This window comes from Marseilla massiliensis (genome assembly GCF_016899955.1).
GTDB lineage: Bacteria > Bacteroidota > Bacteroidia > Bacteroidales > Bacteroidaceae > Prevotella > Prevotella intestinigallinarum.
Genome location: NZ_JACJJL010000001.1, coordinates 241,268 through 256,698 on the forward strand (window position 1 = coordinate 241,268; position 15,431 = coordinate 256,698).

At 61.5% G+C, this 15,431-nt stretch carries 7 protein-coding genes; 2 read left to right on the plus strand and 5 right to left on the minus strand.

The window, feature by feature from the left end; genetic code table 11:
• Positions 1–113: 113 nt before the first annotated feature.
• Positions 114–2,087 carry an AAA domain-containing protein gene (locus H6B30_RS00970; protein ID WP_205107001.1) on the minus strand — a complete coding sequence of 658 codons (1,974 nt, stop codon included), beginning with the start codon at positions 2,085–2,087 and terminating at the stop codon, positions 114–116.
• Between the two features lie 568 nt (positions 2,088–2,655).
• Between H6B30_RS00970 and H6B30_RS00975 the strand changes: the two genes are divergently transcribed.
• Positions 2,656–4,092 (plus strand): right-handed parallel beta-helix repeat-containing protein, encoded by a 1,437-nt coding sequence (locus tag H6B30_RS00975; RefSeq protein WP_205107003.1) that lies wholly within the window; start codon positions 2,656–2,658, stop codon positions 4,090–4,092.
• A gap of 154 nt (positions 4,093–4,246) precedes the next feature.
• Here H6B30_RS00975 and H6B30_RS00980 read toward each other — a convergent pair whose 3' ends face one another.
• Both H6B30_RS00980 and H6B30_RS00985 read right to left on the minus strand, forming a co-directional pair.
• Positions 4,247–6,949 (minus strand): hypothetical protein, encoded by a 2,703-nt coding sequence (locus tag H6B30_RS00980; RefSeq protein ID WP_205107005.1) that lies wholly within the window; start codon positions 6,947–6,949, stop codon positions 4,247–4,249.
• A 228-nt stretch (positions 6,950–7,177) separates the two neighbouring features.
• On the minus strand, positions 7,178–9,673 hold the full coding sequence (locus tag H6B30_RS00985; RefSeq protein WP_205107007.1) for a glycosyl hydrolase family 95 catalytic domain-containing protein: 2,496 nt from the start codon (positions 9,671–9,673) through the stop codon (positions 7,178–7,180).
• A 673-nt stretch (positions 9,674–10,346) separates the two neighbouring features.
• Here H6B30_RS00985 and H6B30_RS00990 point away from each other — a divergent pair.
• Positions 10,347–12,713, plus strand: coding sequence for a two-component regulator propeller domain-containing protein (locus H6B30_RS00990; protein WP_205107009.1), 2,367 nt, complete (start codon positions 10,347–10,349; stop codon positions 12,711–12,713).
• 149 nt (positions 12,714–12,862) lie between these two features.
• On the opposite strand, the gene H6B30_RS00995 is transcribed toward H6B30_RS00990, so the two are convergent.
• Complete coding sequence (locus tag H6B30_RS00995) at positions 12,863–13,804, minus strand: DUF362 domain-containing protein (RefSeq protein ID WP_205107012.1); 942 nt, start codon at positions 13,802–13,804, stop codon at positions 12,863–12,865.
• A 79-nt stretch (positions 13,805–13,883) separates the two neighbouring features.
• Positions 13,884–14,804 (minus strand): cation diffusion facilitator family transporter, encoded by a 921-nt coding sequence (locus H6B30_RS01000; protein WP_205107014.1) that lies wholly within the window; start codon positions 14,802–14,804, stop codon positions 13,884–13,886.
• Positions 14,805–15,431: the final 627 nt, after the last annotated feature.

Genomic DNA, 15,431 nt, shown 5'->3' on the forward strand with positions numbered 1-15,431 from the left:
GGCGGGGCACCGCCTTTTGTTTGCGGCCGCAGTTCACTGGCCGTGTGGCAATGGTCATGCAGGTGTGCCGTGGCTGCCGCGCCCCGGCGCGGTGGCGCGCCTGCGGCGTTGCCTCACTGTTGGTGGCAGGCGGCCTTCAGCCCTTCGATGTACTCCCACAGCTGGCGGTAGAAGGGGTGGCGCGTCATGGTTGGCACGTCGCCGAGTATGATGAGCTTCATCCGGGCGCGCGTGATGGCCACGTTCATTCGGCGCAGGTCGCGCAGGAAACCTATCTCGCCGCTGTCGTTGGAGCGCACGAGCGAAATCAGGATGATGTCGCGCTCCTGCCCCTGGAAGCCGTCGACGGTGTTCACCGATATGCTCCGGCGCATGGGCTTGAGGCTGTCGCGCCGGCTGATGAGGTGGCGCAGGTATTGCACTTGAGCCCTGTAGGGCGATATTATGCCCACGTCGATGCGCTCGTCGACAATCCTCTGCCGGCCTATGCGGTTGAAGTAGTCGTCGAGGGTGGCCAGGGTGAGCTCGGCCTCGGCCTTGTTGATGCGGCCGAAGCTCTCGCCCACAAACTCCTCCCTGAAGGGGTTGGCCTCGCTGTCGGCCTCGCCGGGCGCGGCGGCGGCCATCTGCGACGTGTCTATCCACGTCATTGGGATGTCTAAGTCGAGTATCCCGCGGTGGCGTACCTCGGGTGCCGACTCCACCCGGCCGCCGTAGAACCACCGGCTCGAGAAGCGCATTATGTCGTCGTTCATGCGGTATTGCATGCGCAGCAGCGTCACCGCCGAGGGGTGCAGCTCAACAATGCGCTCCATGAGCGTGCGCCCCAGTCCGCCGCGCATGGCCCCGATGCTTTTCACCGTGGGCGGCAGCTGGCAGTGGTCGCCCGCCAGCACCACGCGCCCTGCCCGCCTTATGGCTATCCAGCAGGCCGCCTCGAGGGCCTGGGCGGCCTCGTCGATGAACAGCGTGCCAAACTTCATGCCCTCCAGCAGGCGGCTGGCCGAGCCCGTCAGCGTCGAGGCTATGACGCGGGCTTCGCCAAACAGCTCGGCGTTGATGCGCAGCTCTATCTCGGCGGCCCGTCCCTTCAGGCTCTCCATGCGCTGGTGCCAGCGGTCGTCGCCGCGGCGGCGGTGGGCCCGCAGCTCGCGTATGGCCCTCCGTATGCCCCACAGCTGCGGGTAGTCGGGGTGCGACTCGAAGCGGCGCTCGTAGGTAAACGACAGCATCTTGTCGTTCACCCGCGTGGGGTTGCCTATGCGCAGCACGCTCACACCGCGGTCTACGAGCTTCTCTGATATCCAGTCTACCGCCATGTTGCTCTGCGCGCACACCATCACCTGGGGCTCGCGCAGCAGCGTTTCGTGTATGGCCTCTACCAGAGTGGTGGTCTTGCCCGTGCCCGGCGGGCCGTGCACTATGGCCACGTCCTTGGCCCTGAGCACCTCGTTGACGGCGTCTTGCTGCGTGGCGTTGAGGTAGGGGAAGCGCATAGGGGCAAAGGTGAGCCGGCCGGGCTCGCGGCGCGAGTAGAACAGGTCGCGCAGGTAGGCGAGCCGCCCCTTGGCCCGCATGGTGCGGTCGAGCGCGTCGAACATCAGGCGGTAGCTCGTCTCGTCGAACGACAGCTGCACGCCGGCGTCGGTGGCAGCCTGCAGCGCCACGGCGTCGGCGGCGTCGGGCAGTGCCACCACCATGCGGTCGCCGTCGACAAAGCTCACCGTGGCCGTAAACCCGAAGTATTTCAGCTTGCCCTGTGGCTCGGCCCCGGTATGCCTTGAGCCCCGGGTGCCGTCGCCGTCGGCCGTGGCGCGGAAGAACACCACGGGCCTGCCGAACTCGAAGTTGTGCTCTATCTCGGTGTCGGACGTGCGGTACACCTCGATGCAAAACTGGTTGAGCGAGTTGTAATAGGTGCGGCCCATGCGCAGCGGCCACCATGCGTCGCCGCGCTTCACCTTGCGCCGCATGCCCACGGCCTCAGTCTGGCGGCGGAATTCCTCTTTGTCGGCATCGTATTCCATCTGCAGCAACGCGCGCTGGCGCTGCAGCTCGAGTATGGGCGATATGCTTTGGTCTGTCATGTCTGTATTGTTTGCGTTTGGGTGCAGCCCTGCCTGCATGCGGGGCGGAATGCCAAACAAAGGTAGCAATTTTATTTTTACCGGCCAAACAATGCGGCTCCATTGAGTGGTTTTTGGGCCTCGGGGAGGCCGTGGTTTCCTGACAAATGCTTACAAAAGGCTTCATCGGGGCAGGGCGGCTTGCGTATGGCACTGCCGAACGGCCTGTTTCATGTTGCCATACGGGCCGTTTGGCATCGTCATTCGGCCGGTTTTGCAAGGCAAAACGACCGCCGCTGTAAGTGGTTGTGGCTCAGGTTGTTATGTAGGGGCGGGGCTGGCAGCGTTTTCCTTTACACTGCCTGCCGCGCTGCGGGCTTGCGGCGGCATGGCGCTGTTGTGCCCGATTGTTGCCGCGACGGTGGCCGGGGTGGATTTTTGTACTTGTTTTTTTATTCTCGTTGAGAAAAAACGTGTACCTTTGCAGAACGCAAACCGGCACCAGGCAGTGCGATGGCGGAATTGCATGGCGCCCCGTTTGCAATATATTTACAATAAAACAAACACTGGCGTAAAATAATCTTTAGATATGAGAAAACTATACTTCATGGCCGTGTTGGCCTTTTCCGTTGCTGCGCAGGCCAAGGTGGTGTATGTGGCACCCGACGGCAACGACGCCGGCAGCGGCTCCATCGACAGTCCGCTGGCCACCCTGGCGGCCGCACAGCAGCTGTTGGCACCTGGCGACACGGCTTACTTCCGCGGCGGCACCTACCACATCACCGAAGACCAGGTGATGGGTGTCGAGGAGAAAATATATGCCACGGTGTTCAACCTTGACAAGAGCGGGCGCGAGGGCGCGCGCATAGTGTATGCCGGCATGCCCGGAGAGCGGCCAGTGTTCGACCTCACGGCGGTGAAGCCCGAGGGGTTGCGCGTGTCGGTGTTCTACATACATGCCAACTGGCTGCACCTGAAGAACTTCGACATTGTGGGCACGCAGGTTACCATCACCGGCCACACGCAGTCGGAGGCCATATCCATACGCCGGGGCAACAGCCACAATGTCATCGAGAACGTGGCCATACACGACGGCATGGCCATAGGGGTGTACATCACAAAGGGCTCCGACAACCTTGTGCTCAACTGCGACGCGTACCGCAACTACGACTCGGTGAGCGAGGGAGGGCGCGGCGGCAACGTCGACGGCTTTGGGTGCCACGTGCGGCGACAGGACACGGGCAACGTGTTCCGTGGGTGCCGGGCGTGGTGCAACAGCGACGACGGTTACGACCTCATCAACTGTTTCGCTCCCGTGACGTTCGACCACTGCTGGGCCATGTTCAGCGGATACCGCGACGAAGACAGCAAGACGCCGGGCGACGGCAACGGGTTTAAGGCCGGGGGATATGGCAAGCAGGTGCAGGACGAGCCCTTCGACGCGCCACGCCACACCGTCAACAACTGCATAGCTTACTCAAACAAGGCAAACGGATTTTATGCCAACCATCACCTCGGGGGCAACGACTGGCTTAACAACACGGCGTGGAAAAACAAGTACAACTACTGCATGGTTAACCAAAAGGCGTGGGACGAGGCTGTCGACGTCGACGGATACGGGCACACGCTGCGCTCTAACGTCTCTTACCAGGCCAACCGCGGCGACTGGACTCAGATAGACCGCAGCCGCTGCACGATAGAGAACAACTCGTTTCTGCCCACGGCCTGTGTGGTGCAACCGTCAGACTTTGTCTCTACCGACTACCGTGAGCTGATGGCACCGCGCAAGGCCGACGGTTCGTTGCCCGACACCGACTTCCTCAGGCTCGTGCCTTCGAGCCCGCTCCATGGCGCCGGCATGGGCTGGCAGTTTGCACCGGGAGAAGGCCCCTCGGCCATCTACGGCGTGACGGCAGGGCCAAGCCCCGTTGCCGAAGGCCACATATACACCTTGCAGGGCGTGAGGGTTGACGCTCCGTCAAAGGGGATTTACATCATGGGAGGCCGCAAGGTGGTGGTGCGTTGAGCCTTTCCTGCGCTTTTGCGCGGGCATGAAAAAAGGCCGTCAGGCGCCGGTGCGCATTGCTGCGCATCGCTGCCTGACGGCCTTTGTCATAGTTGCCGCATGTATTTATGTGGGGAGTGTTGCTGCGGCGGGGCTGTTGCCGTGCCGCAGCTTGTCATTTCCTGACGTATTTTTTGCCGCCGCTGATGTACAGCCCGCGCCCGTTGCGGCCGGCCACTATGCCCGAGAGAGTGTACGTAGGGGCATCGCTTGTGGCGGTTTCAGCAAAAGTATTGTCGATAGAGGAGCCCACTTCGGTGTTCGGCATCTCGTCGGTGAAACAGAAGTTGAACGTCCGCGTCATGCTGCTGCCGGTGGTTTCGTCGGTCACGGTGACGCAGGCCGTAGTGAGCATAGGCTCGTCAGACCTTGCCGTAAGGGTACCGCCGGAGCTGACGGAGACCGTTGCGTCGCTCTGGGTGAGCCTGAACGACGCCCCGTTGAAGCCGGCGAAGTATGGGCTGAGGTCTATTTCGGCCTGCTCGCCGGTCCTGATGATGAAGTTGGGCTGCGCAATCCAGTTTATGTAGCGCTCAAGGTTGGTGTATGTGGGGTGGTCTTCGCTCAGGCCGTTGTTGTCGGCCGAGGCCTTGTCGGTGCCCACGGCATCCTCAAACCAGTCGGGAACGCCGTCGCCGTCGGTGTCGAATCCCTCGGGGCGGGCGGCCTCGGTGATGTTCAGACCGGCAAATCCCTCGGCGTCGCTCTCCTTGTCTATGAGGCCCTTCTTGCCCGTTCGGCTGCCCACGGTCGACGTGGTTCCGTTGAGAGTCTCGCTGATCATGCGCTCGTCGTGGTTGTCGATGGCCGGCAGGTTGCACCCTACGTCAGAGAGAACCGAGCGCAATGCCTGCTCGGCGGGCTCCGTGGTGATGTGCGACTCGAAGAAAGGCACGCTGCTGAACACCTCCCAGTCGACCATCTGGCCGCCCGAAGTGGTGTAGCGGTAGGTGTCGCCCAGCTTGTCAGACGACTTGCTTCCATCGGTGTTCTCGCGTATGTTGCCGCTCACGTAGTAGCTTTGCGAGCCGGTGCCGGTGCCTTCCAGGTCGGCCTTGAGCAGCGTTTTCTGGGTCGACGACGGCCCCATCTTGTAGTAGTTGCCAACAAACTGGCCCTCGTGGGTGCCTCCGTCGCACGCCCGTCCGCCCCAGTTGTAGCACACGTTGTTTACCATATCGTGGTGCCCGGCGTAGGCTCCGTCGCCGTCGAGGCCACCCGCCATGCTCCAGTTGCGGCCTTCGCAGTGTGCCATGAGGTTGTGGTGGTACGACCCGTAGTCGCCTCCGATGGTGGCGGCATAGCCGTGATTTGTGTAGCTGTCATAGTTTTTGTGGCCTGCCTGGTTCAGTGCCTCGGAGATGAGCGTGCGCTGCAGCGTTACGTTCTTGGCGTTGCGTGAGCTGAATGCCTCGTCGATGGTCCAGCTGACAGAGCAGTGGTCCATGATGGAATGGTCGTTGCCGGCCATGCCCAGGCCGTCGCTGGTGTTCGGGTTGGGCGAGGTGCCGTCCCAGTCGTCGGCCCCTCCCACTCTCATCCTGACGAACCTGGTGATGCCGTCGCTCTGCATGCCAAACGGTTTGCCCTTCATCATGATGCCGCGGCCCGGTGCTGTCTGTCCGGCGATGGTGACATACTTGTCGGGTACGGTAAGCTTTTCCTTGAGATCTATCACCCCTCCGACGTCGAAGACAATCGTGCGCGGCCCTTCCACCTTGGTGATGCCGTAGCGGAGGGTGCCCGGTTGCGGGTCGGAAGGGTTGTCGTCAAGCGACGTCACGTGGTAGACGGTGCCTCCGCGCCCTCCTATTGCGAAGCGTCCGTAGCCCTCTGCCCCCGGGAAAGCTATGCGCCTTGGCCGGAACGACCACACTTCGCCGGTGTAGGTGTTGCCTTCGGCGTCTTCTTCGTCGACCCTCCAATAGTATGTCTCGAACGGGCTGAGGCCGTCGACGGTATGGCTTGGCTGTGTTGTCACGGCCGCTTCAGACATAGACTCGGGGTCGGTGCCTATGTAGATGTGGTGGCGCGTGGCCGTCGCGGCGGCCGTCCACTTCAGTTCTATGCTCCCCACGGCCCCCTCGGCCTCGTCTTGCGGCCCGGCCGTCGTGGCTGCATGGCAGTCGCCGTTGGCCGGTGTCGGGTCGGCGGCCGTGGTCAGCGGGTTGGGCTGGTCGAACACTATGGCGTTTAGGAAGAGCGATGTGGTCATCTGTTGCCCCGTGTAGTCCACCCCGTCTTCGGGCGTTGTGCGGTATGTTATGGCCACGTCGGTGCCTGCCTCGGCCGTGAACGTGACATACGACTGTCCGCTTTCCGACGGCGTCTGTGCCCTGTTGGTTTGCCTGATGCCCTTTGCCACGCACTCATCTCCCACGAACACGTCGATTGGCGGGCCGCTGTAGCCGTCGGTATTGTTGTGGTAGGCCAGCAGCGAGTGCTCTCCTGCTGCCAGGCCGCTTATGGTCAGCGTGAGTGCCACGCTGCCCTGCTGTATCTGCGGCGTGTTTCCGTCGGCGTCGAGGCCGTAGACGCCGATGCCGTCGCTCACGAGCTTGGAGTACGCCTGCACCCCTTGCTTCCACCAGTTGCCTTTTATCACCCGTCCCTGCTGTGCGTCGGCCACGCCCACGGTGATGCCGATGCCGTCGATGGTGGCCGATGCCGACGTGCCTTGTCCTATTGCCCATGGCGTGTAGCCGGGTTCGGTGAGCCTGTCTTCGGCCCATGTCGACGTGTTGTTGAAGTCGACCTTCTGTGCCCCGGCGGCTACGGAGTATGCCAGGGCGGCCCAAACGATGATGCCTTTGTTCATTTTTTAGTTAGTTTTTAGCTTGATGGTAGTCGTTGGTATTGTCACGCCTGCAAAGATACTTCATTAATCTTGATAATCAAAGCGAATGGTGTTATTTATTGTTGCGCATGCGGGTACGTTTTGGGATATGCCGCCCGGGCCCGCCGCAAGTGCCATATAAAGAAGGTGCGCATGATTCACATCAGGCGCACCTCACTAATGAAGAAAAAAGTTTTTGTAAAAGTTATGTTAAATGCCTTTCAGTGTTATGATGTCTCCTGGTTGGGTCTCCACATCGTATAGATGCGTATTCCGTGCCGTAGTGCCCGTAGCCCTGTTGCCGGCGGGCACATACCCGCCCTCAGGGTTGACTCGCTCCACGGGCATTGTCCACGTGGCGAACAGCGGGTTGGGGTTGGGCTGTGCGTAGGCAGCGGCCTTCAGCGTGTGGCTTTCCGACGCCACCGGCACAGCCGAGCGCAGCCTGAGGTTGCCTCCGATGGTGCTGCGTATGGTGGCCTCGGCCAGCTTGCCTCGTTGCCACTTCATTTTCTCAATCACGAAGCCTCCCACCGTGCGCAGTCCACTCACCTCTCCGTCGGCCCATTCGGCCGGTATGGCCGGCAGCAGGAACACCGCGCCGTCGTGGCTCTGCACCATCATCTCGGCAATGCCGGCCGTGCAGCCGAAGTTGCCGTCTATCTGGAATGGCGGGTGGGCGTCGAACATGTTGGGGTAAGTGCCTCCGCCCTGTCCTTTCTCAACGTTGGCAGGCACGAGCGATAGCTGGTCTTTGATGAGCTTGTAGGCATGGTCGCCGTCGAGCAGGCGCGCCCACAGGCACACTTTCCACCCCATTGACCATCCGGTGGAGCGGTCGCCGCGCTGTGTGAGCGACACCCTGGCGGCGTCGAAGGCCTCGGGGTTGCGCAGCGGCGAAATCTCGGTGCCGGGATACAGCGCCCAGAGGTGCGACACATGGCGGTGGTGGTCGGTCGGGCTGTCCCAGTCGTCGGCCCACTCCTGCAGTTGTCCGTGCTTCCCTATGCGCAGCGGGATGAGCCTTGAGCGCATGCCGAGCAGCGTGTCGGCAAAGAGCCGGTCGGTGCCGAGCGCTGCCGCGGCGGCTGCCGTGTTGGTGAACAGGTCGGCCACGAGCTGGTTGTCCATGGTGATGCCGGCATAGAGGTTGGCTTTGGGCTTGCGCTTCGGCGCGTTTTCGGGCGACACCGAGGGGCACACCACGAGGTGGCCGTTGCGCGGGTCGGTGACCATGAAGTCGACGAAGAACTCGGCCGCCCCCTTCATGTAGGGGTAGACAGAGCGCAGGTAGTCGCGGTCGCCGTTGTAGAGATAGCGTTGCCAGAGGTGCTGGCACAGCCATGCGCCCGACATAGGCCACGCTCCGCTGTATGGAACGTCGACCGGTCCGGTCATGCGCCACAGGTCGGTGTTGTGGTGGGCCACCCATCCGCGGCAGCCGTATTGCAGCCGTGCCGTGGCGGCTCCCGCCTGGCTCAGCTCGCCCACCATGCGCACCAGCGGCTCGTGCAGCTCGCTCAGGTTGCAGGGCTCGGCCGGCCAGTAGTTCATCTCGGTGTTTATGTTTACTGTATAGCGGCACCTCCACGCCGGGTTGAGCTTGGCGTTCCACTTGCCCTGCAGGTTGGCGGGCTGGCATCCGGGCTGCGACGAGCTTATGAGCAGGTAGCGGCCAAACTGGAAATAGAGCGCCACGAGGTAGTTGTCGGCTGCGTCCTTGAAGTCGCGTATGCGCTCGTCGGTGGGCTTGTCGGGATATTTGTCGGGCCCGAGGTCGAGGCTCACGCGGTCGAACTGCTCCTTGTAGCGGGCTACGTGGACTGCCTTGGCCTCGGCATAGGGGCGGTTGCTGGCCGCCATGTATTGGTCGATGCGCTGCCGTGGGTCGGCCGATATGTCCTTGTAGTTTACGAAGTTGGTGGCCATGGCCACATAGATGGTCACGGCGTCGGCCCCGCTCACTACGAGGCTGTCGCCCGCTGCCGTCACCGTGCCGCCTTCGTTGTCTACCTTGGCGTCGACAACAAACCTCACCTTGCCGGGCACGGCGCGGCCGGCGGCCTGCGTGGTGCCCTCCATGGTGAGCGTGGCGCCCCGGGCGCTGCGCCTGGTGGGGTTGCCTTCGGGGTATGTCAGCGACGCCGAGAAGTTGAGCCTGCCGCGCTCCGATGCCGTGTAGCGTATCACGAGCAGCTGGTCGGCTAACGAGGTGAAGGCTTCCTGCCTGTAGCTCACGCCGCCTACGCTGTAGGTGGTTGTCGAGAGGGCGCTGTCAAGGCTTAGGCTCCGCCGGTAGCCGGTGTAGCCCCCGTGGTCGGCAAAGCGCACCATCAGGCTGCCTGCAGTCTGGTATGCGCCTCCCTTGCCGTATATCCTCGGGCCCATTAGCTGCGTTTCGGCCAGCACTTGCGCCGAGTCGCTGCGTCCGCTGAATATCAGTTGGCGCAGATTGTCGAGATATTTCGGAGTGTCGGGATTGTGGTTGCTGTATGGCGAACCGTTGGATATGGTCTCTTCGTTTATCTGGAATTGCTCGCAGACGGGATTGCCGAACACCATGGCAGCCAGGCGTCCGTTGCCTATGGGAAGGGCCTCGTTCCATGTCGTGGCGGGCGAACCGTACCACAGGTTCTGTGCTTTTGGGTTGGCTTGCACCGACAGCGCGAGCGCTGCCGATGCAATAACCGTAATAAACTGTCTCACTGGTTAAGACGAAATAGTTAAGTAATATGTTTATATAGTCAAGTAATTTGTTTTCTGTTTTTGACCACGGCAAAATTACGAAAAACGGCGGCCGGTGTGGTGGAAAATCGTGTTGGCATGGTGCATTTTCGTGTAAACACGTGGCAAAACGGCAGTTACGGACAATTTTCACACCTTCGTTTTCGCCTGTCGGCGGCCCCCGGGCGCGGCCTTGCCGCCGTTTTCGCCCGATGGCTCGGCGTGGCGTGCCCCGCGGGCGCGGGCGGCTGTGCTCCGCTCCGGCCATTGAAGGCCCTGCGGGCCGCCTGGTTTTTGTAACAATTTGCGCCGCGAGGCACCGGCGCCGTGGCCCGCGGCGCAAGTGGCTGGCACACAGGCGGCTGCGGCAGGCTGCCGTTTGGCATTGCAAAACAGGCCGTATTGCACGGCGAAACAGGCCGTTCGGGGCGGCCGCGGGGCACGTTTGGCAGCGCCATTCGGCGCAAGTGGCTGCGCGGAAGGGGAGTTGTAAATGTTTTTCACAGCCCGCGCCGCATTGCCCCGACCCCGGTGCGGCATGGGGCCGAGTACGGACAATCTGCCTGCCGGCGTGCATTTTAATGGCCTAACACTTAAGTTTTTAGACATTTTTTCGCTAACTTTGCAGGCAAGAACACTGCATCAATAGACAGGAATGAGACGACTGTTGGCTTTCATACTCATAGCCGTGCTTTCGGGCATGGGCCTCCGTGCTGCCGACGAGGTGCGGATAATGACCTTCGACGAGGGCGATGGCTTTGCCGAGAGCCGCGTGAGCTGCATAATACAAGACCGCGCCGGGATAATATGGTTTTCCACCTGGGACGGCCTTTACCGCTACGACGGCTACCGGCTGCGCAACTACAAGGCGCGGCCCGGCGACAACTGCCCCCTCGAGGCAAACCGGATTGACTACATACGCGAGCTCGCCGACGGCAACATCCTGTGCCGGGTGCGCTCCGACTATTTCGTATTCAACCGCACATCGCGCAAGTTCACGCCATACACTGGCCCGCGCTCGGCCCACGACGTGCGCTACATGCCCGACGAGGCCACGCAGCGCATGGTGGCCGCCATGCCGCGCTATGCCGGCATTTCGGTGCGCATTCTATACAAAGACAGGCAGGGGGGGATATGGGTGTACTCCATGCTGGGCCTCGACCGCATATCGTTTGTCAGCAAGCCAATAAGCAACCGCAAGGCCACCGACGCCCCGCAGGAAGAGGTGCGCGGCCTCATGGAAGACAGCAAGGGGCGCCTCTGGGTGGCCGACAAAAACGGCTATGTGCGCATAGTGGGCCGCGACGGACGGCTGGCGGGCTACCTCGACGCCTCCGGCAGCCTGAGGCCGGCGCCCGTGCTCTTCGGCCACAGCGTCTACTGCATACGCGAAGACAGCCGCGGCACAGTGTGGATGGGGGCCAAGGGCAGCGGGCTGTTCCGCCTGACGCCCTCGGACAAGGGGTTCGCCGTAGACCGTTACGTGGCCAACAACCCCATCGACGGCGACCTAAACCACAACGACATATACTCTATAGTGGAAGACTCGTATGGCCGCATGTGGATTGGCACTTACGGAGGCGGGCTCAACGTGGCCACCGTGGGGCCGGGCGGACGGGTCACCTTTGCCAACAGCGGCAACGGACTGCCGCCCGTCCACGAGGGCGACGTAGAGATTCACCGGCTGGCCATCACGCCCGGCGGAGTGCTGCTCGTGGGCACCAACACCGGCCTTTACACCGCGCGCATAGAGCGCAACACGGCTGCCATGAAGTTTCACGCCAACCGGCGCGACCCGGCCGACGCCACCTCGCTGAGCAACAACCGGGTGACCGACATTGTGCAGGCGCGCTCGGGCAACATCTTCGTGTCTACATACGGTGGCGGGCTTTGCCGAATAATGAGCACCAACCTGCTTTCCGACACCATAACGTTCAGGCCCTACACCACCGACAGCGGCCTGGCCAGCGACGTGGTGATGTCGGTCACCGAAGACAAGCAGGGCCGGCTGTGGCTCGTGTCGGGGGCCTCGCTGAGCTGCTTCGTGCCGTCCACCGGCGTCATCACCAACTTCAAGCGGAGCATGTTCAGCGGTGGCTTCGTCTTCTCTGAGGCCCGCCCGCTCTGCATGGCCGACGGGCGGCTCGTGATGGGCACCACGCAGGGCATACTGGAGTTCAATCCGGCCGAGCTGAAGAAAAGCAGCTACGTGCCGCCAATAGTCGTTGACTGCGGCAGCAGGGTGGAGCTGGGCCCCAACGAGAAGAGCCTGAGCATAGAGATGGCTGCACTCGACTACAACAAAAACGAGCAGATAGAGTATGCCTACAAGCTCGACGGGGTGGACGAGACGTGGAACTACACCACCGACAGCCACATTCGCTATGCCAACATACCGGCGGGGAAATACCTGCTGCACATAAAGTCGACCAACGGCGACGGCATCTGGACCGACAACGAGCGCACCATCGAGATACACCGCACGCCCGCATTCAACGAGAGGCCCATGGCATGGATGCTCTACGGGGGGCTGCTACTCGTGGCGCTCTACGCCATATTCAAGGTGGCGGCATACATCAGGCGGCTGCAGCGCGAGCTGAGCGACATTAAGATGACCACCGGCGAGAAGGTGGAATACGCCCTGCTGAAGCACGGCGAGAGGCACGTGCCGGGCCAGGGGGCGCCCGAGGCCGACGTGGAGCGTGAGCGGGACGACGCATGGTCGGCCAAGGTGTGGGCCTACATGGAGCGCAACATGGCCAACGCCGAGCTCACCGTCGACAGCTTTGCGCAAGACATGGGCATGAGCCGGTCGGTGTTCTACCTGAACATGAAGCGGGTGTTTGGCGTTACCCCCAACAACTTCATGCAGGAGGCCCGCATAGCCTACGCCAAGGAACTGCTGCGCGCCCACAGCGGCAACATATCGGAGGTGGCCTACAAGTGTGGCTTTTCCGACCCGAAATATTTCAGCAGGTGCTTCAAGAAGGCTACCGGCATGACTCCCTCGGAGTATTGCTGAGGGCAGCGCTGGCCGCGGCTCGGCGGCCGGAGCGGGGCCGTGGCGTGGCCGGGCGTGGCCGGCAGGCAGGCCTGCGGGGTGCAGCAGGCTGCAAACGACAAAGCCGGGGAACGGAAGTCCGCTCCCCGGCTTTGTCGTTTGTGGCAGCTTTACTTTAGCTCTACAATCTCGTATTTCTTCGAGCCGAGCCCAATCCGCTCGGCATAGTCAACGATGTAAGTGCCGTGCTGGCGGTTGATGCGCTCGATGAGCGGCTTGTTGTCGTCGCCCGGCGTGGCCTTGTGGTTGAACACAATGTCGAGGCAAGCCTTGTCGAGCGCCACGGGGTCGGTTGAGGCCAGTATGCCCACATCCTTCATCTTCGGGTCGGCCGGGTGGGAGTCGCAGTCGCAGTCAACGCTCATGTTGTTCATCACGTTGATGTAAACCACGCGACCCTTCATGTAGTCGTGCACTCCCTGCGCCGCAGCGGCCATCGACTCGAGGAAATAGTCTTGCGCCGGCAGGTTCTGCCACAGCTCCTTGGGGCTCTGCACCTTGCCCGCCGTGTGTATGTAAGCCTTTCCGTCGGCCGACGCAACGCCTATGCTGGCATTCTTGAGCACTCCTCCGAACCCGCCCATGGCGTGGCCCTTGAAGTGGGCGAGGTTTACCATGAAGTCGTAGTTGGCCAGGTGCGAGCCCACTATGTCATACTTTATGTGCGTGGTGTCCTTCACCGGAATGTTCATGTTTCCCTCCTCGTCCATGATGTCCACACGCGCTATGCTGTCGAAGCCGTGCTCGTGTATGGCCTTGCGGTGCTCGGCCGACGTGCTGCGGCGCCCGCCGTAAGCAGTGTTGCACTCAACAATGGTGCCCTTTACCTCGTCGACGAGGTTGCGTATGAGCGTCGGTTTCAAGTAGTTGTGGCCTCCGGGCTCGCCAGTGCTTATCTTCACGGCCACGCGGCCGGTGGGTTCCACGCCCAGGGCCTTGTAAACCTTGACAAGCGACTCAGGGGTAATCTCTTTGGTGAAATACACCTTCGACTGGGCCATGGCGCCAGCCGCAGCCATCATGGCGATGGCGATAGTCAGTAGCTTTTTCATGTTTTTGTGGTTTTGATGGGGCAAAGATACTGATTATCCGCAATACATGGCATACCCGAATTACAGAATCTTCGGTTGCTCAGCCTCCGTATTGCGTGTCGTGGTCGGCGCAGTGGCAGTCGGCGGTCTCCATCTCGAGAGTGCTGTGGGCAATGCCTTCGGCCATGAGCGCCGCCTTTATCCCTGCCTTGGCCTGTTCCATGGCCCCGAGGTCGTCTATCACCACGTGGGCCGTCAGGGCGTTGGCCGTGGTGCTCATGGCCCAGATGTGCAGGTGGTGCACGTTGACCACGTGGGCGCAACCCTCCATCTTGGCTATCACGTGCTCGGGGTCGATGCCCTCGGGGGTGCCGTCGAGCGACAGCCGCAGGCTCTCGGAGAGCAGCTTCCAGGTAGACACCAGTATCACGGCTGCAATGACGAGCGACACGATGGGGTCGATGGTGTTGCATCCCGTCAGGGTGATGGCCACGCCGGATATTACCACGCCCACGCTCACAAGCGTGTCGGCGGCCATGTGCAGGAACGCCCCGCGCACGTTGATGTCGCCTTTCTGTCCCCTCATGAGCAGCATGGCGGTGGCCCCGTTGATGATTATGCCCACGAAGGCCGTCCACGACACGGCAATACCGTCTACCTGGGCGGGCTCGCGGAACTTGTGTATGCTCTCCAGGATGATGGCCCCTACGGCCACGAGCAGTATGATGGCGTTGAGCAGCGATATGAGCACGGTGCTCTTCTTCAGGCCGTAGGTAAACCGCTTCGAGGGGTGCACGGCGGCCAGCTTGAAGGCGGCGAGCACAAGGAGCAGCGAGAACACGTCGCCCAGGTTGTGGCCGGCGTCTGACAGCAGCGACAGCGAGTTTTCCAAAAAGCCCACCGCTGCCTCGACAATGACAAAGGCGGCGTTGAGCGCAATCGACAAGATGAAAATGCCGTTGAGCGATTTCACCTCATGCACGTGTGCATGATGGTGGTGGTGGTTGTGGTTTTCTTCCATATCCTTATTATGCTTTTGTTTGCTCTGTGTAAGTAGTTGCGCAGGCCGTGCCCCTTGCGTCGGGGACCGTCGGCTGCGCTTTTTCACAGGCAAAGGTATGCCAAAGCCTGTGCAACTTGGTTGCAAAGGCAGCCTGCGGCGCTATTGCTGCTGTACGCCTGGTGCATCATGGGCTCGGCCGGGCCCTGCCGATGGCGTGGCGCCGGCAGCGCAACTGTATCTGAAAAGGTTGTGGCGGGGCCGGTGATTGCGGCGGAAATATGTATGTTGGTTGATGTTGCGAGGCAGAGGATGGCTGGCCTTATTATATATAATGTGCAATCCATGTGGCCGATTGCCCCTGCAGACCGCCTCGTTGCCATTGTATTTGACTGCCGCTTTGGGCTCTTTGGCTCTGTTTCCGACGCTCGGCGTCGGTGTCGGCATTATGCAAACGTGGCAACGCTTCGGTTGGTTTTGCCTTGTGTTCGGTTGGTTTTGCCGGTTGTCTTAATTAATGTGTGTGATGGATTGGGCGGATGCTTTAGATAGAAGCAAGCTCTGTTGACACTTGGATTTATTGTTTTGATGAAAACATGCTATCGAAAGCTATAGTGCTTACCGCCTGAATAAGGCTTTCGCACGGCC